Raw genomic sequence first — 22,859 nt, 5'->3', positions numbered from 1 at the left:
CGGGTCACGTAAAACTGGTGTCAGGCTCTTTCATCGAACCAGTTCTGAAACCCCGCTATTGCATCAGGCATCATGTCGCGTGCGCGTTCCATAATCAGGGTCTCCGCAGAGCGTAGTCCGTTCTGCGGGTGCGAGGACTCGCACAGTGCCAGAGCCAGGTCTGAAGCATCAAGCATCGCCAGGTTGACTCCGACGCCAACCGGCGGCATCAGGTGAGCGGCATCGCCAATCAGGGTGATGCCCGGCCGCGGTGCCCAGCCAAAATCGGCAGGCAGGCTGTAAATCGGGCGTCTGACATAGTCACCGGTGGCGTTCACCACCAATTGCAGGGAAGCGGCCCAGTCGCGGTAGCTGTCGCGCACCCAGCCGGTGAGGCTGGAGGAGGCTATGTGTTGATCGATGACATCAGGGGCGCGCTTCATCGCCGCATAGACGCAAATCCTCCCGCCGCCGTTGCGTTGCGTGACCAGCGCCTGCGCACCGCCAAAGCTGAACGCGGTCCCGTTGCCGGCAATGCTGTTGATTTGGTCGGACGGGTGATCTATCCAGCCTTCGAAAAAGGTAATGCCGGTATAAACCGGACGTACCGGCGTCAGGTAACTGCGGACCCGCGACCAGGCACCGTCAGCACCAATCACGATATCGGCTTCGTAGCGCCTGCCGTTTCTGAATACCAGCCCGTGCGCTTTTTGCTGGCCATAGTCAACGTAATGCAGTTTGTGATCCCCCTGCAGGGTCTGCGGTAACAGGGCGCTCAGCAGCAGGTTTTTCAACTCGCCGCGATCGATCTCCGGTTTATCCATTTCACCTTCCGGCGTGAATCTGTCGGCCTCAACTTCTCCGGTAAGGTAATTCAGCATCCGGCTTTCCTGATCCTCATGCCTGGCGATACTGATGAACTGCTCCAGCAGGCCCGCTCTGCGCAGTGCCGCCTGGCCGCTGTCAGCATGCAAATCAAGCGAACCGCCCTGACTCCGTGCAGCATCCGCCGGCTCATCCTCAAACACCGTTACGTTAAAACCGTGGCGCTGAAGAATCACGGCCGCCGTGAGGCCTGCCGGGCCGCCGCCCACGATAGCGATAGTCAGTTTGTCCGACATGTCTGTTCTTCCCCGATGTAAAGCGGATACTGTATAATCACAAAGTTGACATATCAACTACGCGACGGGATAAATAATGGGCAGCACAGAGATTTCAGACGCAGAGTGGCAGGCATGGCGCGGATATCGCCGGCTTGCTGAAGTCATCACCGGACGCATTGTCAGAGAGATCAATGAGGCGACCGGGTTGTCCGGCCCGGATTTCATGATCCTGATGGAAATCAACCGCAGTCCGCAGGGCGTACTGCTGCAGCGTGAGCTGCTGGAATACCTTGAATGGGACAAGTCGCGGCTATCGCACCAGCTTTCACGTATGACCGCCCGGGATCTGGTACAGCGCAGCCGCGCGACTCGCGCAGGGATTTCAGTCCGCATGACAGAGGCCGGGAGCCAGCTGCTTGCTACAGCGCGGCCGATACATGCCGCGGGCGTGCGGCGAAATTTCCTCGATTTGCTGACGCCGGAAGACATCGAAGGGCTGATCGCCATCACCGGGCGGTTACGGCAGTCAGCCAGCGGTTTTATCGAATAATTCCCGGCCGATCAGCTTCAGACACTCCTTCTGCAACCTGCACAATCGCGGCAGCCGTTGAAGGGATTATGTGAAAGATTAATTAAAACAGGGGCTTGTATTTTTCGCGCTGTCAGGCTGTTGACAGCCTCTTCGTGCTGGCCCTAAATTGAGCGGTCGCTCTAATTTTGAGCCTGGTCCTGCCGCTGATGGTGAAAACAATGTTACTGAGAGCCTCCTCCCGTTTCTGGCGTTATTTGATGAAGAACCTTCTGACGTATGCTGCCATTCTGCTTGCCGGCGGGTTAGCCACCGCGAATATGGCCAGTGCTGCCGTCACCCATGTCGCTATCTATCGCGGCGGTGCCGGCTGTCCGGGCTGCTCCGAAATGGTCCGTAAATCGCTGGAACAGAGCGGTCTGCCGCTGGACATCGCTTATGTCGGAGAGCAGGAAAAAATAAAGGTCACGCAGGATAACCTCGCCAGTTTTGATGTGTACATCCAGCCCGGAGGCGGGCAGGACATCCCCGGCGCCTTTGCTGCGCTGGGCGACGAAGGGGCTGAGGCCATACGCAAATTTGTCCGCAATGGAAAAAGCTTTCTCGGATTGTGCATGGGCGCGTATCTGGCCGATGAAAACTGGCTGGGGCTGATCCCCTCATCGCTGGACTCTGAAGTCATGCGCAAGGGGACTAACATACCCGACGAAGGCGATTACGTTGTCGATGTTGTCTGGCAGGGGAAAACCGAAAAATTTTATTATCAGGATGGTCCTTACCTGAATGCCGAAGACGCGCACGGCTTCGTCGCTCTGGCGCGCTATGCCAACGGTGATATCGCGCTGGCGAAATATACTTACGGTAAAGGCACGGTGCTCCTGAGCGGACCGCATCCGGAAGCGGATGAAAGCTGGATGGCGCCGGAGAAAAACAATCCGGCCTACACCTCAGCCGGCAGCAAGATGGCCAGGCTGTTTAATGATTTAAAGCCAGGGAGGTAAGCGGCTATGTGGAAAAATCCCTGCTAGCGACAAAGTTTCTGCAAGGCGGCCATTATCTCAAGAAAAAAATGTGTCCGCTTATCCGCAGAGTAGTTAAGAATAAGCGCGCTTGAGTAACCGTCAATCAGGGCGTGAAGATTACGCGCCACCTCGTCTTTACCTGCTTCGCTGAGGTGGCCAAATGCCTGGCCGGATAAGCCCTGACGGATGATCGCCGTCCACGTCTGCGTGCTGGAGAGCAGCAGCTGCTCAAATTGCTTATCCCTTGCCGCCAGCGGCCACAACTCGAGGTAGATCAACCAGTGAGAAGCCGGCCCGTCTGGCAGGAGAAAATCCACCAGCGCACGAAAAAAGGCGTCATGCTGTGAATCATCCCTCTTTTCACTCTCTACAGAGAAAGCGGCAACGTCCTCATCCAGCATGAAAGCAATCGAGTCCAGCCTCAGCGCATCCCAGTTTTTGAAATAGTGGTAGATATGGCTGCGGGATATGCCCAGCGTATTGGTCAGATCGCGGGTTGAAACATTGTTGAAGCCGCGCTCCCGAAAAAGCTGCAGCGCCGCGAGAATGATATTTTTCTTAACCGTTTCTTTTTTCACGTTCAACCTTAAAAGACACCGTTGTCCTGAACCTTAATTCAGCAACCTGTCACCGGACCTGCCTTTCTGCGTTACGCCTCAGCGTGTTTCTCATTAACCAGCCAGCGTACCTTAGCAGAAAATTTTCCCCCTGTCGGGGGCGGGATTGCAGCAGGCCAGCCAGGGGGGAGCGTAGTGCGAGGGCGCGGCTGCGGCGCAAACATGCGCTGTGCAGTCAGGGCTGTGCAGAATTTTATTCAGTCGCCATCCGGCAAAAATCGTGACCAGTCTCACACTTTCTCGTTTCTGACTATACTCAAACCTCCTTTTTATCCCGTCATTGACCAGGTCTTGAATCACCCATGGACGATAGCAAGCACAATCCTTCGCAGTCTCAATCCGATGATAGCGGCAGCCTGACATTTACTGTTCAGCAGCGCCTGTTTTTTGTGGTGTTAGTCGCCACGATGGGCGCGCTGGCGTTTGGCTACGACACCGGCATTATTTCCGGCGCGCTGCCCTACATGACGCTGCCCGCCGCGCAGGGCGGTCTCGATCTCACGCCATTTACTGAAGGGCTGGTGACTTCTGCGCTCACCTTTGGCTCGGCGCTCGGCGCGTTCATCAGCGGTTATGTCTCGGACCGCTTTGGTCGCCGTATCACGTTACGCAGCCTTGCCCTGTTGTTCATTGCCGGGGCGTTAGGCACCACGGTTGCGCCGAATCTGGAAATCATGGTGGTGATGCGCTTTATTCTGGGTTTTGCGGTGGGCGGCGGATCGTCAACGGTTCCGGTCTTTATCGCTGAAATTGCCGGGCCTAAGCGCCGGGCACCGCTGGTCAGCCGCAACGAACTGATGATTGTGTCAGGGCAACTGCTGGCTTATGTCGTCAGCGCCGCCATGAGTTTATTACTGCACGATCCGGGCATGTGGCGCTATATGCTGTCGCTGGCGATGATCCCCGGCATTCTGCTGTTTATTGGCACCTTTTTTGTCCCGGCCTCACCGCACTGGATGGTGGCAGAAGGGCGCTTTAATGAGGCGCTGCGTATCCTGCGCAAACTGCGGGAAAATCCGCGCGAGATTAAAAAAGAGATGGCAGAGATGCGGCAGAATGCCCGCGAAGCCCGTCAGGGGCCACCCGCGCGCGAACTGTTAAAAGAAAAATGGATCGTGCGTCTGCTGCTGCTGGGTTGCGGCATGGGCATCGTCGCGCAGTTTACCGGCGTCAACGCCTTCATGTATTACACGCCAGTCATTCTGAAAAGTACCGGGCTGGGCACCAGTGCTTCGATTGCGGCTACCATCGGCAACGGGATGGTATCGGTACTGGCCACCTTTGCCGGCATTAAAGCCATCAGTCATTTCGGCCGGCGCCCGATGCTGATGACCGGGCTGGCGGTGGTGATTGCGATGCAGCTGGCGCTGGGGGCGGTGCTGGTTCTCATGCCACAAAGCCTGACGCAAAGCCTGCTGGCGCTGGCGTGTATTCTGGTGTTCCTGTTCTTTATGCAGATGTGCATTTCCCCGGTTTACTGGCTGCTGATGTCGGAGTTGTTTCCGATGAAAGTTCGCGGGGTATTAACCGGTTCAGCGGTAGCGTTTCAGTGGATATGCAACGCCGTGGTGGCGCTGGCGTTTCCGCCTTTGCTGTCGCTGGTGGGTAATAAGGCGTTCTTTATCTTTGCCGCAATCAACGTAGCTTCCCTGGTGTTTATTGCCGTGATGTTGCCGGAAACCCGGGGGAAATCACTGGAAGAAATTGAATCCCACATGCGCGAGCATTTTGGTGAACCTGCGGATCAAGCCGCGTCATCAGGCTGAATCGTCGTCATGCTGCGGCAGGTTGCGCCAGCGCCTGCCGACAGAAACCTTTGTCGCGGCACCCGCCGCGGCATTTTCCATGCTCGCTAAAATAAATCCTGTTACAGGCTTCATTTCAGAACTTACCTGCACCGGTTCGCTCAATAGGGTCTACAGTGTGACGTGAGGTTCTCATCAACGTGAAATGGAGGAAGTAAATTTGTCTATTCAACACGACGGGAAAGGGCACGTCATTATTGGCGAAGCGGCACTAAGCCTGGCTTTGGGCAAAAAGAAGATCAGCGTTAATACGCTTATCGACGAGCTCAGACACATGAAACGCGCTGGCGGCAGCGACACACGCCTGTCCGCGATTTCAGAGGCGATCGGCTGGCTCAGAAGCTTTGATGAGCCTGAGCAGGCCGCGATCCATGTGCCGTACCTGCAGACGCTTGCAGGCCTGAACGACGAGAAGAACTGACGCCATAAGACGTAGTCCGGCTCTGACCGGAAGACGACAACGTAGATGACCTCATCGGACGCGCGTTAGCGTGTACCGGCCGGAGAAAACTGTCAGGGATGACGTCTTCACCACCATCAAACCTCGTATTAACGATTTTCGGCAACGCGGCATGTGGCAACGGATGCGGGCTTTAGCGACGGATGTGCAACGCGCTGAAGGTGAGCGGATGAATCAAACGATCAGCGACCAAACAGCATCGCCAGCAGGGAACGTGCCTGTTCCGCTTCGACGTCATCGTCCGTGTCATTGATGTGCCCGATAAGCTTGAGGCAGATCGCGGTGCGCGTCAGCCGACGTTCCTGACGCAAAATTTCAACGGTGATGCGTCCCAGTAGCGCAATCTGGCGAGGATCGGTGACCTGACTGAAGTAACCGGCTAGTCCGGTATTGTGACAAGGCGGCAGCCCGTTGTTTCTCATTTGTCCACCTGCAGCACTCGATCATCTTGTAGGGCGCAAAGTAACCGATACGATATCGTCTGTACAGCAACAATCCTCATACCGTGTCAGGTAATCAGCGGGTTGTCCAAACCGATACCGTTTTTCCTGCAGCTGAGCCCAGCCATCATGCCGGTTATTTCAGCACGTAAGCCCCTGAGATTAAGGTGTTAGCATTTTTTGCACAAGAATGTAGCTAATACAGAAACAGTATTGCTGTACAAGTTTTATTTCTTTGTATAAGTTTACGCACAGAGAGAAGCGACGGTATTTTAACCATCTGAGGGGATCATCATGCGTCAGAATGTTGCAAAATTTCCAGACAGCGCCAGTGAGATTGCCCGCTATTTCAGTAGAGCGACAGCACCTACTCAGCAGGAAACGCTGGGGCAGATTGTCGTTGAGATCCTGCGCGCAGGAAAAAACCTCAACCGTAAGGCGATCTGCACCAAACTGCTGAGACGCCTTGAGGTCGCGGCGAATTATGAAGAAGAGCGTCATTACCAGACGCTGATTGGCATGCTGTTTGAACGCTGATACGAAAAGGGATAATCGGTGGTACCTGCAGCATGCGCTTTATGACCCGGGAAGGGTCAGCCACTTGTCCGAAAGGGCACAGTCCCGCAGGGGGTGGGCATGCAGAGAAGTCAAATTGAACGTTTAACCGAAATCGTTCTGGGCGAGGCGGTGGTCAGGCTGCTCGATAATAATGAACGAATCAATGTGGCGACCGTTTCAGCGCGGCTCCGGTCAATGGCCGCAGAGGAATTTAATCCCGACCGTCTGGAGGCGATCAGGATCGCCATCAGGGAGCTGCAGATGCAGTCAGCAGCCCGGGAAAATCGTGAAAAGCCGATGGCTGCTCTGGGCGAGATGCCACAACCCAGGGCTGGTAAAAAGCATTAATGACAGGGACGGTACGATCTCGTGATTAACCGGAGTGTGGCAGGACGCCCGGCATAACATGGCCATCTCAGGATGGCCGATTTTTTTGGCGAACACCGGGCTGTCAGCAGCGCCCGGTTTATGGATAACGACACATGCAAACCAACGAACACCCATTCAGCGCGGAAGCGGCCCTTATTCACCATTTTCGCAGCGGCGGTGAGCGCTATGCAGCCGAAGCCGCGGCACTGGATGCCGTGATTCGCGACATCGTCATCCATGGCCAAAAAGTGACGAGCAAAACCATCATCCTGTATCTCATCTCAGAGCTTGAGATGACCACCGATATTGTCAAACTGGATGTACTGCGCAACGTGCTTGAAATCGTGGTCGGCAGAACGCCGGATGATGAAGGGTTCTGAAAGGGTAGTAAGCCGGAGCAGTGCATTTAGCTTAGTGCATCTGCTTCACAAGCATACTGATGGCGTTTAAACAGGCCTGCCGCAGTTCATCTTCGCTTGCCGTTTCGCCAAGATGATGCAGTGCATGGGTAATGTCCTGAAGTGTCAGGTGCTGGTCCGGCTTAAGAAGGCGCGCCACAACCGTTCCAATAACGGCGTAGATATCTTCGGCGGTAGTGTCATCGCTCAAATGACCTCCATCCGTTGGTGGATAAGCATACAGTATAGCAGAAACCACAGCGTCAGGCGCGGCAGATTGTCAGGCAGCGATCAGTGCAGCTTGCCGGAAAAAGAAAAATGCCCGGCAGTGAACGCCTCTTTCTTCACCGCGCTCATCTCCATTTCCCGTCTGACGTCCTCAATGACACGCAGCACAGCACGAATGCGGTCACTGTCTGTTTCGCGGTCAAGCATTGCCTGCAGCCTGTCGTTAAGGGCCGCCCAGCTTATGGCGACGTTATCATCGAGTAACGCCGTTACGGCTTCTCCGATGATGATATCCGCCATTTTATCGTCAAAATTGTTTTTCATCAGTCTGTCCGGCTGCGGTTAGGGCAATGAGCTTACCACAGGAATCTCACCCGGACACATTGAGCACATCAAACTCCGCTAAAAGATGCCGGACGCGGGTTATCGGCGCAATGATCAGCATATTGAGTTGCCAGCGTTGCAAAGAGAATGGTATTTGCATTCGCGCTGGCCATCACGGCGCTACTTTCTGACGGGTTCCGCGGCTTCAGCGCGCCCGCTGACCTCTGAAGCCGCCTGATCCAGACGATAAAGTAAGGTGTCGCCGCGTTCGCAGTAACGCGCCGGCCAGATCATCGCCCCGTTACCGTCCTCCACGTACTTCACACCCAGCCCCTCCACCACAGCCCATGGCTGCGCCAGCGCACTGCGGTACCGAAGTAACTCGCGCGCCATGGAGACCGCCTCCGGTTCGTTCTCCTCCGGATGGCTGGATATAAACTGCAGTCGGGCATCGCTCAGCATTGTCTTCTCCTGTGAGCCTGACGTTTTATCTCTTCAGAGGTTCTGCGTCGTCAGGCTTAACCGCTTTCAGATCGCCTCGCGGCTCTCAGGCCATGCCACGGCGCCGCCCTCAGGCGTAAACAGGCTGCCCTGGAAATCGATGATCCCGGCCGCCTCCAGCCACATCCACTCTTCGGGACGCTCAATGCCGGCCGCAATGACGTTGATTTCCAGCGCCGAACAACAGCGGATGACCGCCTGCATCACCGCCTGCTTCGGGCCGCTACGATGAATATCACGTACAATATTTGCGCCGATACGTACCCGGTCAGGCTGGACGTGCGCCAGTAAAGAGAGACCGGCCGAGCCGTCGCCGAAGTTATCAATTGAAAGGCTGATGCCTGCCTCTTTCAGCTGTCTGACCGCCGTGGAAAAGTCTTCGAGCCGGGAGATGACTTCCGTTTCGCTCACGCCAAGAATGATTTGCTGCGGCACCAGCTCCGCCTGCGCGATGGCGCTGACCAGCTGACTTACCGCATTGGGAAGACAAACCAGCGTCATCGGCAGGATACTGATATACAGCGTCATGCCATCGGGACAGGCCTGGCCGGCTTTATGCAGTGCGTCTGTCACCACGTTGAGGTCATGAGTGTAACGCTCATGTTCCCCGAGTCCGGCGGGTTGCGCGTGCGGAATTGCCTCAATGGCCGTCACTTCACGGCCAAGGGGATCAACCACAGGGCGGAAAGTGACGCCACTGGCCGGCGCGGGAGATTGCCCTTCCGCGGGGATGAACTCCCAGTAATCAGCTGGCGGCACTTCAAAGTAGTTCTCTTTTTCACGCGCTTCGACAAAGGTTCTGAGGAACTGTAGCCCGCGATCGTCATAGGTCAGCTGATATTTCGACGTGCCGCGATCAAGCACCGCCTGCAGCACACTGCCGCTGTGGTGATTACGCAAATCGAACAGCTCCATGCCGGCATTACCGAAACGCCGCGAAGGCGAGTAGTCGCGCATCAGCTCGACCACATTGTGATGACGCCGGTCGGCACAGATGCGGGCGTAGATTGCCAGAACGCCGTTCTCTGGTCCTTCCAGGATTTGAAAAAAGTGCGTGCCGTTAAACAGCAGGATGCCGGTAACATGATGCTCAGCATTGAGCAGACTCGCTTTTGCCACCATCTCCGGCAGGATATTGACGGGAACATCTTCAGAGATGTGGCTGCGATAAATTATTGTTGTAAGCATTATACGCTCCAGATTGTCGCGATTGTCCTCTGACACCTTAGCAGCATGGGTTAAATTGTGAAACGTCCGGGCTGAGCGCTGCCCAGCGGCTGTTTGAGCCCGGTAAAAGGGTGAAGGCACGAGTCAAAGGTCGGAAAAGGTGCTGACAGCGTTGCGCGCGTGACAGCCTGGCGGCCGCGCTGAAAAGACAAGCGGCGCTTTAACGCGCCGCTTCGGATGAGCCTGCCAGTGAGCGATAGTGGCCCGTCAGCAGGTCTTTAGCTGTTATACCGCTGCTACTCGCGGGTTTTACCCTCTTCGATAAACTCTTCGTCGATCTCTTCGACGTTTTCCCGGTTGTCGCGGCCGGAGAGCAGATTCCAGCAGGCGATGAACAGTGCAGCGATCAAGGGACCAATCACGAAGCCGTTGATGCCGTACACTTCCATGCCGCCCAGCGTGGCAATCAGGATCAGGTAATCCGGCATTTTGGTATCTTTGCCGACCAGCAGCGGACGCAGGATATTGTCCACCAGCCCGACCACGATAACGAAAAAGCCCACCAGGAACAGGCCTTTCCAAAGCGCACCGGTGGCGAAGAAGAAGATGGCCGCTGGCACCCAGACGATAGCCGAGCCGACTGCCGGGATCAGCGACAGGAACGCCATCAGCGCGCCCCACAGCAGGCTTCCGTCGATGTCGGTGATCCAGAAGGCAAAGCCACCCAGCACCCCCTGAACTACGGCCACCACCACCGTGCCCTTGACCGTCGCGCGCGATACGGCGGCAAATTTCATCAGCAGATGGTGCTTAACATAGGTGGAGAGCGGCAGCGCTTCGAGAATCAGCCCGACCAGCCAGGCGCCGTCTTTCAACAGGAAAAACAGCAGATAAAGCATCACGCCAAAGCCCACGGTGAAGGTGAAGGTCCCTTTACCGATCAGGAATACGCTGCCCGCCATATATTGTCCGCCCTTCAGCGCAAAGCCGGAGAGTTTTTGCTGAATCTGTGCGGCATTGTTCAGATCGTGATCCGCCAGCCAGGTTTGTGCCCACTCCGGCAGATGCTGCAGCAGCGAGGCAAACACCGCCGGGAACTGCGCGGAATTGGTTTGCAGCTTGGTGTACACCGTATTGATCTCGACCACCAGCGACGAGGTGATGATCGCCAGCGGCGTGAACACGATCAGGCAGATAATCAGTAAGGTCACAAAAGAGGCCAGCCCGTTGCGGTCGCCCATTTTACGCCGCAGCAGTGATTTCAGTGGCGCAAAGATCACCGCCAGAATCGCCGCCCACAAAATGGCGGAGAAATAGGGCGCCAGCACATCAAAAAAGGCGATCGTGACAATCGCCAGAATCACTATAAAGAAACCGATATTTAACCCTTTAACACGCATGCAAAAGCCTCGCAGATAAACGTAGCGAATGAACTATAGAACGGCTTTTGCGGAATGTAATGTTTTTAGCGCGCAAGGCAAGGCGTGCAGGATGAAAAGCTGTCCCGATCTGTCCGCTCGATGTCCGCTCACAGGCTGGCGCGCCAGGGCGGCGGCGGCGATGATAGCCCTGAACCCTGACAGGAGAGTGCCATGCTGGAATTACGTCCTAACTGTGAATGCTGCGATAAAGATCTGCCGCCGGCCTCGCCTGATGCGCGCATCTGCTCGTTTGAGTGCACGTTTTGCGTTGACTGTGCGGAAGGCGTGCTGGCGCAGCGTTGCCCGAACTGTGCGGGTGAACTGGTACGGCGGCCGATACGTCCGGCGCAGGCGCTGCTGCGCCATCCGGCTGCAACTCAGCGATATCCTGTTTCTGCGCCACCCCGCTAAATTCGCCAGTGCAATTGGATTAACAGCCGGCGCATAATTATTGTGCGCCCGCTTGCTGGTTATTTAACCTTACGCTTCAGCGCAGTGAAAAATTAGCGTTATATTAATCACGCACATCGATTAATTGCCAGGACAGCAATAGGGCTCTCGTTATCAATGAAATGTGCCGGCCAGATAGTTTGCCGGTCGGCTTAAATAGCGGCATAACTAAAAAATAGTATGGATTGATTTTTATCTTTTAAATTCAATTTATTATGATTTTGTGGTGATGTTTTATACGGGCTGACTATATTTCCTGGCGACAGCTGGTCAGAGCACGGACCTTATTTCCTTTCACGTTATTTACCTTTAGTGGTTATTTTCGCTGTCATGAACATTTTTACGGTTTTTTCTGAAAATAGAAGTTTTCTGAAAGTATTTTGCTCTGATGAATGTTATTCTTTCCGGGCAATGCTAGTGATGTGGCGTTGTGTGCTTCAGTTTTACCCTCTTTTTAGCAGGGTTTCCCCGCTTTATGCTTTTTATGGAAATAGCATTGTCCGCCCGATCCCCGCGATCGGGTTTTCTTTATTCCCGCTGAATTAACAGCTTATTTCCCTGCCAGCCTTATCGTGCCACGCCACCATAAATTCTCCACAATCGTTAAGAAAGCGCTAACCTGGCGTAATGTATTGTAAGTCTGCGATTTTTAAGACTTTTGGAAATGCTGTTTTAGCTTTGTTTAGGCAATAGTAAGCCTCAACGGCGTGCAGACTGCCGTTATCCCTGGAGGTAACACCATGAAAAAAACAACACTTACGATTATTGCGTCATTTATTGCATGCAGCACACTGTTTTCCAGTGTCTCCTGGGCCGACGGTCCCGGTGACCCTCGCTGGGACCCGCACGGCGGCGACCGCCATCAGGATCGCGGCCCGGGTCCCGATCATCATGACCGTCGTGATTTTGGCCACGACCGTGGACCGGGCCCGGATCGTCACGATCACTATGCCGATCATCGTATGCCGGAGGGACATCGCGGCGGCGATCGCTTTGCCTGGCGCGGTCATGATTTTCGCCGTGGTTATCCGGCACCGCCGGAGTTCCGTGGTCCACACTATCGCGTCGACGACTGGCGCGCACGCGGTCTGTATGAGCCGCCGCGCGGCGAGCACTGGGCCTTTATCGACGGAAATTATGTGTTAGTGGCGGCCGCGACCGGCATTATCACCGCCATTTTGCTGAATAACGCATTTAACTAATCCTGCCGCACGGATGGCGACGGTCATCCGTGTTTCTCTCCGCTTTCACCGCTCACCAGGTTATTCTCTGGACAACCCGTTTTTCCTTTCAACGCGTTAAGGAGTCATGATGACCATGGTAAAAATGGTGGCGGTGGATATGGACGGCACCTTTCTCGACGATAAAAAACAGTACAACCGGGCACGTTTTCAGGCCTGCTATCAGGAGATGACGCGGCGCGGCATCAAATTTGTGGTCGCCAGCGGTAATCAGTATTACCAGCTCAAATCCTTCTTTCCCGACATCGCCAGTGAGATCGCCTTTGTCGCCGAAAATGGCGCGTGGATCCTCGATAGGGATGAGGAGCTGTTCTGCGGCGCGTTCTCGCGCGAGGACGTTAATGCCGTGCTCGATACCCTGCAGCGCGGTAACTATCCCAACCTGAAATACATCCTCTGCGGCCGCAACAGCGCTTATCACTTCAACACCATGGATGAGCAGTGGCTGGTCAAAATGCGTCACTACTGCCATCGCCTCAAGGCGATCGATAGCCTCGCTGACGTGGGCGATGACCGGCTGTTCAAGTTTGCGCTGAATCTGTCCGATGATTATGTCGATATTCTGATGGCTGATATTGAGCGTCTGCATCAGGGTGCGGCGGCGGCGACTTCCAGCGGGCACGGCTCGGTGGATTTGATTGTGCCCGGCTTGCACAAAGCCAACGGTCTGCGCCTGCTGCAGCAGCGCTGGGACATCAGCAGCGATGAGGTGCTGGCGTTTGGCGACGGCGGCAACGATCTGGAGATGCTGGTGCAGTCGCGCTTCAGCTTTGCCATGCAGAATGCGCCGCAGCGGGTCAAAGACGCTGCGCGCTACGGCGCACCGTCCAATAACCAGGAAGGCGTGCTGCAGGTGATTGAGCAGATGCTGGCGGGGGAAGGGCCGTTTGCTGGCTGAATAAGCAACGGGCAGCCTGCGCTGCCCGAAAGGCTCAGGCGACGCGCCACGCGGCGGTAATCATCTCCGTGAGCGTGGCGGGATCATAATTGACCCAGCCGTTTTTGCTGTTGGCGCGCGCCACAATCCAGTCGACCTCTTCCGCAGCGAGGGTTGGTCCTTCCAGCCAGAACGGCACGATAGCCTGCTGCTGCAGCCAGGCTTTCAGCGCCAGCGCCGGCGGCGCCGTTTCATCGGGCAGCAGGCGTTCAGCCAGCGCCGCCATCAGCCGCTGCTGTTCGGGGTGCGCGCTCTCCGCCAGTACATCCAGGAACGGGAACAGCAGACGACCGCAGACTTCGCCGTGATGGAACGGTTTAATCGCCCCCAGCTCGCCGGCAATACCGTGGATCACCCCCAAACCGGCGCTGCTCAGGCTGACGCCGCCGAGCCATGATGCCATCATCATCGCTTCACGTGCCGCATCGCCGCGGCTGTCGTCCTGATTGAGGTACGGCCACGCCTGCATGAACAGTTGCAGGCCGTTGAGCGCGTTTTGCTGACTGAACAGGTTGCCCTTGCGTGACAGATAAGCCTCGAACAGGTGGGTAAAGGCATCAATGGCGCAGGTAGCCAGTACGCGATCCGGCGCTCCTTTGAGCAGATCGGGATCGAGAATCGCCACCTGCGGCACAAACACCGGATGGCGCAGCGAGGCCTTCACCTTAATGTGCTGCTGATCGGTCACCACCGCATTCTGCGTGACCTCGCTGCCGGTGCCGGCGGTGGTAGGAATGGCGATCAGCGGCAGCGTGACCGCCTGTACCGGCGTATCGCCCACTTTCTCGAGGTAGCGCGCGATATTCAGCGGATGCTGCATCATGGCGCCAAAGGCTTTGGCCGCATCCAGCACGCTGCCGCCGCCGATGGCAACAACGCGATCGACGTGGCCACGCCAGCGCGTCACCCAGCCATCGATCTCGTCTGGCGAGGCTTCATGGCTGACTATTTCATAGCCCAGAATGTGATCGTTCAGCGTCGCGCCCAGACGTGCCCACGCCGGACTATTGAGAAATGAGCGGCCGCAGAACAGCAGCGTGGGCTGCGGATTCGCCGCCAGCAGCGGGACCAGGCGGTCGATGCTGCCACGGCCAAACAGGGTTTGTTGATTACTGTACAGCTCAATCAGATTCTCACTCACCTGCAGATCCTTATCGGTTGGCATAAAACAGCTAGTGTAACCAAAAGCCGCGCCGCTGCCGGGGCAAACATTCTGATAACCCTCCGACAAAAAGTTGATCACCTTCGCAAAACAGAAATTCACCCGCTGCACCAGGTGCTTTCCCGGCAATGTTACCCTTAACATGATACCGGTAACAGGATGTCGCATTCTGAAACATCTGGCACTGATAACCCCTTTGTCCCATTACAACAAACCGCTGCCGGTAATACGCCGAGCGCAAAAGTGGAGAAAAATTATGCCATTACTCTATGTGGCAATTGGCGTGGCGTTACTGCTGCTGCTGATGATTCGCTTCAAACTTAACGGCTTCATCGCGCTGATTCTGGTGGCACTGGCGGTGGGCATGATGCAGGGCATGCCGGTCAATAAAGTGATTGGATCGATCAAAACCGGCGTCGGCGGTACCCTGGGCAGCCTGGCGCTGATCATGGGCTTTGGCGCGATGCTGGGGAAACTGCTGGCCGACTGCGGCGGTGCGCAGCGTATCGCCACCACGCTGATCGAAAAATTCGGCCAGAAGCACATTCAGTGGGCGCTGGTGCTGACCGGCTTCACCGTGGGCTTCGCGCTGTTTTATGAAGTCGGGTTCGTGCTGATGCTGCCGCTGGTGTTCAGCATTGCTGCGTCGGCACGCGTGCCGCTGCTGTATGTCGGCGTGCCAATGGCGGCCGCCTTATCCGTCACGCACGGCTTTCTGCCACCGCATCCGGGCCCGACCGCGATCGCCACGTTATTTAATGCCGACATGGGTAAAACCCTGCTGTACGGTACGCTGCTGGGTATTCCGACGGTGATTCTGGCCGGGCCGGTGTATGCGCGTTTTCTGAAAGGCATTGATAAGCCGATTCCGGAAGGGCTGTGGAACCCGAAAACTTTCAGCGAAGCGGAGATGCCGGGTTTTGGCGTTAGCGTGTGGACGGCGCTGGTGCCGGTGATCCTGATGGCGCTGCGTGCCGTGGCAGAAATGCTGCTGCCGAAAGGCCATGTGCTGCTGCCGTACGCGGAATTTTTTGGCGATCCGATCATGGCGACGCTGATTGCGGTGCTGATTGCCATCTTCACCTTTGGCCTTAACCGTGGCCGCAGCATGGATGAGGTGATGGGCACCATCACTGACTCGATCAAAATCATTGCCATGATGCTGTTGATCATCGGCGGCGGTGGCGCCTTCAAACAGGTGCTGGTGGACAGTGGCGTGGACAAATACATCGCCGGCATGATGCATGAAACCAACGTCTCGCCAATCTTTATGGCGTGGTCAATTGCGGCAGTGCTGCGTATTGCGCTGGGATCTGCCACCGTCGCGGCGATTACCGCCGGCGGCATTGTAGCACCGCTGATTGCCACCAGCGGCGCCAGCCCGGAGCTGATGGTCATTGCCGTCGGTTCCGGCAGTGTCATCTTCTCGCACGTTAACGATCCGGGCTTCTGGCTGTTCAAGGAGTACTTCAACCTGACCATCGGTGAAACTATTCGCTCGTGGTCGGCGCTGGAAACCATCATCTCGGTGTGCGGTCTGCTGGGCTGTTTGCTGCTGTCCGCTGCGCTGTAACCGGCTGAGGCACTGTGCCTCAGCCCCGGCGGCTTACTGCGCTAAGGCGCGGAAGGCCGCCAGTTCGTCCTCCGGCATGCCAGCCTGGCGTGCCGCTGCGCAAATCTGCTGCCAGCTGTTGCTGTCCAGCGGAATGCCCTCGCTTTCACGTGCTGTACGGTTGCGCGTTTCCCATTCGCCCGGCACCAGAATCTCCGCCTCACCACTTTGCGGTGAACGCCTGACCCACGCGAGAAACTCTTCGGCTTCCTGCTGCATCGCCGGTGCGTCAAACGCGTCAGGGTTCAGGATTATGGTAGTCATGCCGTTGAAGATGGCGTCGGTGCCGGAAAGCAGCGTGGCGTCATGCGTAGTGCGACCGCCGGACAGCGCGCCGCCAAGGATTTCGCACATCGTCGCCAGCGCATAGCCTTTGTGCAGGCCGAAGGCGGTCAGCGCGCCATACGGCGACTGATGCATCACGCCCGGATCGGTGGTCGGCTGGCCCTGCGCATCAAGCAAATAGCCCGGCGCGACCGGCTGACCTTTGTTATACGCCACCCGCGTTTTACCATAGGCGATGCCGCTGGTGGCAAAGTCCAGCAGCAGCGGTTCGCCGTCGCGACGCGGAAACACCGCGCAGAACGGATTGGTGCCGAAGCGGCGATCGCTGCCGTTAAACGGCGCCACCATCGGATCGCCCATCACATTAACGAAGTGAAAGGAGACAAAGCCCGCTGCGGCACACTGCTCCGCCCAGTGACCGATACGGCCAATGTGATGCGAATGATGCAGGCCGACCGCCGCGAGTCCAAACCTGTTCGCCCGCTCAATGCCGTGCTGCATGGCCTCGTACGCGGCCACCTGACCAAAGCCTTTCTGGCCATTAAGGGTGAGGACCGCGCCAGCGTCTTTTTCGATGCTGACGTGCTGATTGAGCTGGAGAAAGCCCTGCGTCAGCGAGGCCATATAGCTCGGTATCATACCGACGCCGTGGGAGTCATGGCCCGCGAGGTTAGCAGCAACAAGATGGTCAGCCACCAGGCGCGCTTCTTCGGCACTGCTACCGGCATGCAGCCAGATAGCCTGAACAAACTGATGTAAGCGGGAAGGGGAAACACGATGCAGTTCAGTCACGCGGTTAATCTCCTTATGGGGGGAGAGAGCATCCTGCGCTGAAATGGATAATAACCGCAAGTAAGGGCTGATAAAGGGCCACAACACGTGGCCCAACAAACTCAGTGCGGCTGTTCGAAGCCGGCTTTAACCATCTGTTCACGCAGTGCGCGTGCAATTTCACGGTTCCCACCCGTGATTGGATAAATAACGTTGTTGACGACATCGTCAAGATAATGCTCATCAAACTCTTGCAGGGTGAGCTGCGTACCGCCTTCGTCATTAATCGCAATGCTGCCACGAATGTGACTGCCATGATCCTTTGCCTTGAGGCTGTAACGACCCATGCTGGTATTAATCGTGCTCATATCATCTCCTTGTTACGTAGACATAGCGAACAATTGAGGCCTGCTACAGGCGCTGTAATTTTAGACAATCAGCGCGCTACGCGTGCGGCGGGATAGCAACTTAAGCGATAAGCTGCGACCGGGCTCGCAGAAAAAAAGAGCAGGTAACAGTCTCTGAGGCAAGTGACTGGGATCGCGCTCGCAGCGCCCAGCGAAGCCGGAATAATCATCTATACTGAATGCACGATGCGTTATTTTTCATCCTGAAGGAGCGAACAATGAAAATAATACTGTGGATTATTGCCATCATCTTTATTGTCGGGTTACTGACGATTACTGGTGTGTTTAAACTGATTTTCTGACGCGTTCAGGCACCCGGTGGGTGCCTGAAAACATTATTCAACGTGACGGGCGGCAGAAGACGAGGGCAGGGATGACAGCGGGATCACATCGCGCAGGCTGATCGGCTTGCCGCACGCGGCGCAACAGGCGCCGTGATGATCGGGATCGTCGACCTTTTCCTTGCCGGGTACTGTATAAAAAAATTTGGCGCAACCGCAGCGGCTGCAACGAATTGTCATCTCAGTTCCTCCTCTCTCCGTCCTGGAGTGATGAGATTTATCTCAATCATCGGGTGAGTTCAATTGATAAATTTTATTAATTTATTCATGAAATCAATTTCTATGGATAAGTTGCTGAATATTAAGTAATCACCCTAAGTAATAATCAACTGAGCAGTGCATTTTCTGCACCTTTTACCCTCTGCGTTTTGTTTATTTGCCGTTTCGACTCCGTTCGCGCAGTGAGGTAAAATTAACCAGCTGATTGCCAGCAGAGCCGGGTGCGACTGGCGCCACTGTGGCGCGCGCGCTGTACACGCTCGTGGCATCAGCCATTAACCCACGGCAGCACGGTGCGGCGCGATGTGGCGCTACGCGGTGCCTGCCGGATACAGGATGATTTAACAGGAAGCATTGTTGTGAACTGGCGTATTTCTGCAGCTTTTTGCGGCTGTATTTTGACTTCATCGGTCTCTTTTTCGACACCAGCGGCAACCACAGGCGAAGCGATTAAATCGGGCTGGAATACCTTCTCCGATAACGTGGCGCAAACCTGGACACAACCGCAAAATTACGATCTTTACGTCCCGGCTATCACCTGGCACAACCGCTTTACTTACGATGATGAACACATCAAAAAGTACAACGAGCGGCCGTGGGGCGCGGGCGGTGGCGTTTCGCGCTGGGATGAAAAGGGCAACTGGCACGGCCTGTATGCCATGGCGTTCAAAGACTCGTTTAACAAGTGGGAGCCCATCGCCGGCTACGGCTGGGAAGCGACCTGGCGACCGCTGAACGATCAGAATTTCCATCTGGGCGCCGGTTACACCGCGGGTGTGACGGCCAGAGATAACTGGCGATATATCCCGGTTCCGCTGGTATTGCCGCTGGCTTCGATAGGGTATGGCCCGGCAACCTTCCAAATGACTTACATTCCAGGCACTTATAACAACGGCAACGTCTATTTTGCCTGGTTAAGATTTCAGTTTTAATCGCTGAAGATGCGCAGAAAGTGTGAAGGGCATGGAAAAAATCAATATTTATCACTTTTTCATCAATTCGCGCTGGACAAATGTCACTGCAATTGCTGTACTAGATGCCGACACAGTTTAGTGTCCATTTTTCATGTAAAGGTAATATAGATGTCCAAGATCAAAGGTAACGTTAAGTGGTTTAATGAGTCCAAAGGATTCGGTTTCATTACTCCAGAAGATGGCAGCAAAGATGTATTCGTACACTTCTCTGCTATCCAGAGCAACGGCTTCAAAACTCTGGCTGAAGGTCAGCGTGTAGAGTTTGAAATCACCGACGGCGCTAAAGGCCCATCTGCTGCTAACGTTACCGCTCTGTAAGTTAACAGTCAGAATTTTAAAAACCCGCCTGATGGCGGGTTTTTTTTGTGCTTTTTTCAGCCCTGCCACCAGCTAATGGCCCAGGCGACAATCACCAGCGTACTGAGCGACAGCGCCAGCCATTCATTTAAACAGTGCGGTACCAGATTCTTCATGTGCCATGCCTCGCAACTTCATTTATGCCAGCATGGCAAAGCAAGATTAAGCCAGCCTTAAGCCAGCATGACAGCGGCATGACAAGGCACATTCTGCGGCGTCGCTCACAGATAATTCCCGTAACATACTCATAACAAAGCTTACTTGCAGATTTTTTAGCGGCAACGCTATATAACAGCAGTCAGGGAACGGAGGAGGCAGGATGAACATACGTGAAGCACAGGCCAAAGACAGCTTTGCCCTGAGTGCACTGTTAACCGAGCTGGGTTATCGCGGCACGGAAAAATTTATCAGCGATCGGCTGGCGCAATTGTGCGCCCATCCCGACGAGACGCTGCTGGTGGCGGAACACGGTAACCAGGTGCTGGGATTTCTTTCGCTGCACTTCATTCCGCAGCTGGCATTAGCGGGCGATTTCGCGCGCATCAGCTATTTCTGTATCGCCGAGGGCGAGCGCAGTAAAGGCAGCGGCCAGCAACTGCTGAACCACGCCGAGCAACTGGCGCGCGCCCGCGGCTGCGACCGCATGGAAGTGCATTGTCACGCCTCGCGACTGAAAGCCAACCAGTTTTATGCGCGAGAAGGCTACGTTGAATCGCCACGCTATCACATCAAAGATCTGGGCTGATACTAAGCTCGCGTCCGCAGGCAATCACTAACGCATCGGCGATGCTGTCGAGCTGATCGGCCGGCAGCCGCGCAATGCTGACGCGAATGAACTGTCCGCTGTTGATGCTGCAGCGTTCGCCTGGCAGCACGGTGATGCCCCGGGCGGCGAGGGTGATCATGGCATACTGCTCTGACGCCACCGGCAGCATCACGCTCAGGCCGTCGCGATCTTCCTGTACCAGCCCGCGCCGCGCCAGTGCGGCCAGCAACTGCTGACGGCGCGCGGCATACGTGGCTTTAGCCTGCTGTATGCGCTGCTGGGTGGGCGCATCGCTCAGCATCCAGGCCACCGCATCCTGCAAAATACGGCTGGTCCAGCTGACCCCGAAGTTACGCCACGATTGCAGCCGTTTCACCAGTTCTGCCGTGCCGGATACCACCGCCAGCCGCAGATCCGGGCCGTAGGCTTTGGAAAAGGAGTGCACGTGCAGCGTGCGCTGCGGATAGTGGCGGCCGAGACTCCATACCGGCCAGCGCGACAAATCGCCGATGCCATCATCCTCGACAATCAGGGTGGCACTCTGCGCCAGCACCTGCGCCAGCGCTTCGCTGCGCTGCTGGCTGACGCTGTAGCCGGTCGCCGAGTGGGTGCGTGGCTGATAAATGAACATCGCTGGCGCTTTCTGTAAGTGTGTCGCCAGCACCGCGGGCAGCGGTCCCTGCTCATCACCGGGCAGCGGCAGGATCTCGGCACCGATGTTGTCGAGCATATCCAGCAGACGCGTCGCGGTCGGATCTTCAATCACTACCCGATCGCCGGGTGACAGCAGCGTCTGCACTATCAGGTTCATGGCATCGAAGCCGCCATCGGTCGCCAGCCACGCCTCCGCCGGACAGGGCCAGCGCGGCGCAATGGCCGCCTGCAGCTGTGGCGAAATCGCCTCACGCTGATAGCTATTCAGCTGCGGTGACGCCAGCCCGGCCAGCATCGCCGGGCGCAGGTCCGGCAGCAGTGCCGGATCGGGCGCAGCCATCGCCAGCGCGGCTTTGACGTTTTCACCATAGTTGCCAATTTTCTCAAAGCGGACCGGTCGCGGCATCACACTGTTGCCGCACACCCAGATTCCGCTTCGCCCTTTACCCGCCAGCACTTTCTGCTTTTTCAGCTGCGCCCAGGCCGCGGATACCGTGGCCGGACTCACGCCCAGCCGTTCCGCCAAATCGCGCACCGCCGGCATCTGCATGCCCACGGCAATCTGTCCGTCGCGAATCAATGTTGACGCGGCGAGGGTAATGCCTTTGACCGAGGCGTCGTTAATCTGCTGGCTGAGCCACTCTGCATCCACAATTTGCGTCATAAGAAAAAGCTTTGTTCAGTAACAAAGAAATGATTGTTCAGATTAGTATTCGCGTTTTAGACTCAAATTCAAGCACAATTTGCAGAAAAAATGCACAGCGCCAGCGTGGCGGCTGAACAAACGGAGAAGCACAACGATGATCACTATCAGACTGGCGGTGCGCGACTGGGATTACTTCACGCCGCTGGCGCTGGGCGATATTCAGCCACAGGGCTTCAGGCTGATCATTGACCGCGTAGGCACGCTGGTAGATAACCTGGCCAGCAGTGAACACTACGAAGGCGGTGAGGTGTCGTTCAGCCGCTATGCGCAGGCACGGGCGCGCGGCGACAATTCACTGCTCGGCCTGCCGCACTTTCTGATGCGTGGCTTTCGCCAGCGCTGCATCATCACCACCACCGCCAGCCCGCTCACCACGCCAGCCCAGCTGAAAGGCAAAAGAATCGGCGTTACCGGCTGGCAGGACTCCGGTAATACCTGGACGCGCACCGTGCTGCGTGAAGCGGGCGTCGATATCAACGACGCCTTCTGGTTTGCCGGACGCCTGACCGCTGATCATCCGATTGTTGACCGGCTGGCGGGATTTGGTCGCCCGGGCCGCATCGAACCGGCGCCGGACGAGCGTCCGCTGATTGAACTGTTGAAAGCCGGCGAGCTGGATGCGGTGTTCACGCCGTTTATGCCTGAGGGTTTTTTCCTGAAAGATTCCGGTCTGCGCCAGCTGCAGGCGGATTTCGTCAGTGCTGAGCGCGACTACTTCAACCGCGTCGGCTATGTGCCCGGTATTCATCTGCTGGCGCTGAAGCCGGCGCTGGCGGCGGCGCATCCGTGGCTGCCGCAGGCGCTGAGCGAGGTGATCGATCGCGCGTATCAGCTGTGGATGCGCAAACGCGAGAAGTACGCGGATACCACGCCGTGGCTGCTGGATGATTTGCGACGCACCGCGCAGGAATTGCCTGCCGACTGGAATCAAAACGGATTTACCGCTAACAAAAGGATGATTGCCGACTTCGCCCGTGAGCTGTTTCAGCAGGGCTTAACCACAACGTTGCTCTCGCCGGAGGAGATTTTCCCGGCGGCGGCCAGAGGGGAGTGAAG

At 56.3% G+C, this 22,859-nt stretch carries 28 protein-coding genes; 15 read left to right on the top strand and 13 right to left on the bottom strand.

Annotation, left to right across the window (positions count from 1 at the left end):
• Positions 1-20: 20 nt before the first annotated feature.
• Positions 21-1,100, bottom strand: a complete 1,080-nt coding sequence (locus OXR61_RS05615) for an NAD(P)/FAD-dependent oxidoreductase (RefSeq protein WP_021508620.1) — start codon at positions 1,098-1,100, stop codon at positions 21-23.
• Positions 1,101-1,176: 76 nt separating this feature from the next.
• Between OXR61_RS05615 and OXR61_RS05610 the strand changes: the two genes are divergently transcribed.
• Together OXR61_RS05610 and OXR61_RS05605 are read left to right on the top strand one after the other, a co-directional pair.
• Positions 1,177-1,632: a MarR family winged helix-turn-helix transcriptional regulator gene (locus OXR61_RS05610; protein ID WP_021508619.1), complete on the top strand. Its 456-nt coding sequence runs from the start codon at positions 1,177-1,179 to the stop codon at positions 1,630-1,632.
• Between the two features lie 299 nt (positions 1,633-1,931).
• On the top strand, positions 1,932-2,612 hold the full coding sequence (locus OXR61_RS05605; RefSeq protein WP_230857104.1) for a BPL-N domain-containing protein: 681 nt from the start codon (positions 1,932-1,934) through the stop codon (positions 2,610-2,612).
• Between the two features lie 23 nt (positions 2,613-2,635).
• On the opposite strand, the gene OXR61_RS05600 is transcribed toward OXR61_RS05605, so the two are convergent.
• The gene (locus OXR61_RS05600) at positions 2,636-3,211 is read right to left on the bottom strand and encodes a TetR/AcrR family transcriptional regulator (protein WP_196368256.1); all 576 of its coding nucleotides are present in this window, start codon (positions 3,209-3,211) and stop codon (positions 2,636-2,638) included.
• A 341-nt stretch (positions 3,212-3,552) separates the two neighbouring features.
• Here OXR61_RS05600 and OXR61_RS05595 point away from each other — a divergent pair, with 341 nt between their 5' ends.
• Both OXR61_RS05595 and OXR61_RS05590 read left to right on the top strand, forming a co-directional pair.
• Positions 3,553-5,016, top strand: a complete 1,464-nt coding sequence (locus OXR61_RS05595; RefSeq protein WP_021508616.1) for a sugar porter family MFS transporter — start codon at positions 3,553-3,555, stop codon at positions 5,014-5,016.
• A 199-nt stretch (positions 5,017-5,215) separates the two neighbouring features.
• Positions 5,216-5,476 (top strand): hypothetical protein, encoded by a 261-nt coding sequence (locus OXR61_RS05590; protein WP_031279895.1) that lies wholly within the window; start codon positions 5,216-5,218, stop codon positions 5,474-5,476.
• Positions 5,477-5,697: 221 nt separating this feature from the next.
• Here OXR61_RS05590 and OXR61_RS05585 read toward each other — a convergent pair whose 3' ends face one another.
• Positions 5,698-5,937, bottom strand: a complete 240-nt coding sequence (locus OXR61_RS05585) for a biofilm development regulator YmgB/AriR family protein (RefSeq protein WP_021508614.1) — start codon at positions 5,935-5,937, stop codon at positions 5,698-5,700.
• A gap of 312 nt (positions 5,938-6,249) precedes the next feature.
• Here OXR61_RS05585 and ycgZ point away from each other — a divergent pair, with 312 nt between their 5' ends.
• From ycgZ to OXR61_RS05570, 3 genes are all read left to right on the top strand, one after another.
• Positions 6,250-6,492 (top strand): regulatory protein YcgZ, encoded by a 243-nt coding sequence (gene ycgZ, locus OXR61_RS05580; protein ID WP_021508613.1) that lies wholly within the window; start codon positions 6,250-6,252, stop codon positions 6,490-6,492.
• A 99-nt stretch (positions 6,493-6,591) separates the two neighbouring features.
• Positions 6,592-6,861 (top strand): hypothetical protein, encoded by a 270-nt coding sequence (locus tag OXR61_RS05575; RefSeq protein ID WP_021508612.1) that lies wholly within the window; start codon positions 6,592-6,594, stop codon positions 6,859-6,861.
• 134 nt (positions 6,862-6,995) lie between these two features.
• Entirely contained in the window at positions 6,996-7,262 is a 267-nt protein-coding gene (locus tag OXR61_RS05570; protein ID WP_021508611.1) for a biofilm development regulator YmgB/AriR family protein, read from the top strand.
• Between the two features lie 31 nt (positions 7,263-7,293).
• Here OXR61_RS05570 and OXR61_RS05565 read toward each other — a convergent pair whose 3' ends face one another.
• From OXR61_RS05565 to OXR61_RS05545, 5 genes are all read right to left on the bottom strand, one after another.
• Positions 7,294-7,491: a hypothetical protein gene (locus OXR61_RS05565; RefSeq protein ID WP_021508610.1), complete on the bottom strand. Its 198-nt coding sequence runs from the start codon at positions 7,489-7,491 to the stop codon at positions 7,294-7,296.
• An 80-nt stretch (positions 7,492-7,571) separates the two neighbouring features.
• Complete coding sequence (locus OXR61_RS05560; RefSeq protein WP_021508609.1) at positions 7,572-7,832, bottom strand: hypothetical protein; 261 nt, start codon at positions 7,830-7,832, stop codon at positions 7,572-7,574.
• Between the two features lie 180 nt (positions 7,833-8,012).
• On the bottom strand, positions 8,013-8,294 hold the full coding sequence (locus OXR61_RS05555; protein WP_021508608.1) for a hypothetical protein: 282 nt from the start codon (positions 8,292-8,294) through the stop codon (positions 8,013-8,015).
• Positions 8,295-8,360: 66 nt separating this feature from the next.
• Complete coding sequence (locus OXR61_RS05550) at positions 8,361-9,521, bottom strand: diguanylate phosphodiesterase (RefSeq protein ID WP_031279890.1); 1,161 nt, start codon at positions 9,519-9,521, stop codon at positions 8,361-8,363.
• Between the two features lie 275 nt (positions 9,522-9,796).
• Entirely contained in the window at positions 9,797-10,900 is a 1,104-nt protein-coding gene (locus tag OXR61_RS05545) for an AI-2E family transporter (RefSeq protein WP_021508606.1), read from the bottom strand.
• Positions 10,901-11,092: 192 nt separating this feature from the next.
• On the opposite strand from OXR61_RS05545, the gene OXR61_RS05540 reads away from it, so the two are divergent.
• From OXR61_RS05540 to OXR61_RS05530, 3 genes are all read left to right on the top strand, one after another.
• Positions 11,093-11,332: a DUF1272 domain-containing protein gene (locus OXR61_RS05540; protein WP_010615634.1), complete on the top strand. Its 240-nt coding sequence runs from the start codon at positions 11,093-11,095 to the stop codon at positions 11,330-11,332.
• A 779-nt stretch (positions 11,333-12,111) separates the two neighbouring features.
• Positions 12,112-12,573 (top strand): RcnB family protein, encoded by a 462-nt coding sequence (locus OXR61_RS05535; protein ID WP_021508605.1) that lies wholly within the window; start codon positions 12,112-12,114, stop codon positions 12,571-12,573.
• Between the two features lie 109 nt (positions 12,574-12,682).
• On the top strand, positions 12,683-13,510 hold the full coding sequence (locus OXR61_RS05530) for a Cof-type HAD-IIB family hydrolase (RefSeq protein WP_021508604.1): 828 nt from the start codon (positions 12,683-12,685) through the stop codon (positions 13,508-13,510).
• Positions 13,511-13,544: 34 nt separating this feature from the next.
• Here OXR61_RS05530 and OXR61_RS05525 read toward each other — a convergent pair whose 3' ends face one another.
• Positions 13,545-14,690, bottom strand: coding sequence for an iron-containing alcohol dehydrogenase (locus tag OXR61_RS05525; protein ID WP_031279889.1), 1,146 nt, complete (start codon positions 14,688-14,690; stop codon positions 13,545-13,547).
• Positions 14,691-14,967: 277 nt separating this feature from the next.
• On the opposite strand from OXR61_RS05525, the gene gntT reads away from it, so the two are divergent.
• Positions 14,968-16,284, top strand: coding sequence for a gluconate transporter (gene gntT, locus OXR61_RS05520; RefSeq protein WP_021508602.1), 1,317 nt, complete (start codon positions 14,968-14,970; stop codon positions 16,282-16,284).
• Between the two features lie 33 nt (positions 16,285-16,317).
• On the opposite strand, the gene OXR61_RS05515 is transcribed toward gntT, so the two are convergent.
• The 3 genes from OXR61_RS05515 to OXR61_RS05505 all read right to left on the bottom strand — a co-directional run bounded on the left by OXR61_RS05515 (position 16,318) and on the right by OXR61_RS05505 (position 18,307).
• On the bottom strand, positions 16,318-17,400 hold the full coding sequence (locus OXR61_RS05515) for a malate/lactate/ureidoglycolate dehydrogenase (protein WP_021508601.1): 1,083 nt from the start codon (positions 17,398-17,400) through the stop codon (positions 16,318-16,320).
• Positions 17,401-17,501: 101 nt separating this feature from the next.
• On the bottom strand, positions 17,502-17,747 hold the full coding sequence (locus tag OXR61_RS05510) for a hypothetical protein (protein ID WP_021508600.1): 246 nt from the start codon (positions 17,745-17,747) through the stop codon (positions 17,502-17,504).
• Between the two features lie 374 nt (positions 17,748-18,121).
• Entirely contained in the window at positions 18,122-18,307 is a 186-nt protein-coding gene (locus OXR61_RS05505) for a hypothetical protein (RefSeq protein ID WP_267411070.1), read from the bottom strand.
• Positions 18,308-18,744: 437 nt separating this feature from the next.
• On the opposite strand from OXR61_RS05505, the gene pagP reads away from it, so the two are divergent.
• The 3 genes from pagP to OXR61_RS05490 all read left to right on the top strand — a co-directional run bounded on the left by pagP (position 18,745) and on the right by OXR61_RS05490 (position 20,422).
• Positions 18,745-19,278, top strand: coding sequence for a lipid IV(A) palmitoyltransferase PagP (gene pagP / locus OXR61_RS05500; RefSeq protein ID WP_168714970.1), 534 nt, complete (start codon positions 18,745-18,747; stop codon positions 19,276-19,278).
• Between the two features lie 150 nt (positions 19,279-19,428).
• Positions 19,429-19,638, top strand: coding sequence for a transcription antiterminator/RNA stability regulator CspE (cspE, locus tag OXR61_RS05495; RefSeq protein ID WP_010615627.1), 210 nt, complete (start codon positions 19,429-19,431; stop codon positions 19,636-19,638).
• Between the two features lie 358 nt (positions 19,639-19,996).
• Entirely contained in the window at positions 19,997-20,422 is a 426-nt protein-coding gene (locus tag OXR61_RS05490) for a GNAT family N-acetyltransferase (protein ID WP_021508597.1), read from the top strand.
• Here the strand turns inward: OXR61_RS05490 and OXR61_RS05485 are convergent.
• Positions 20,406-21,761 (bottom strand): aminotransferase class I/II-fold pyridoxal phosphate-dependent enzyme, encoded by a 1,356-nt coding sequence (locus OXR61_RS05485; protein ID WP_021508596.1) that lies wholly within the window; start codon positions 21,759-21,761, stop codon positions 20,406-20,408. The two genes, OXR61_RS05490 and OXR61_RS05485, sit on opposite strands and share 17 nt — an antisense overlap.
• Positions 21,762-21,897: 136 nt before the next feature.
• Here OXR61_RS05485 and OXR61_RS05480 point away from each other — a divergent pair, with 136 nt between their 5' ends.
• On the top strand, positions 21,898-22,857 hold the full coding sequence (locus OXR61_RS05480) for a nitrate ABC transporter substrate-binding protein (RefSeq protein WP_021508595.1): 960 nt from the start codon (positions 21,898-21,900) through the stop codon (positions 22,855-22,857).
• Positions 22,858-22,859 lie beyond the last annotated feature (2 nt).

The sequence above is a fragment of the Pantoea sp. GM_Pan_4 genome (genome assembly GCF_026541005.1).
GTDB lineage: Bacteria > Pseudomonadota > Gammaproteobacteria > Enterobacterales > Enterobacteriaceae > Pantoea > Pantoea dispersa.
The sequence above is the reverse complement of the archived record's forward strand: the minus strand, read 5'-3'. Positions and strand labels throughout refer to the sequence as shown.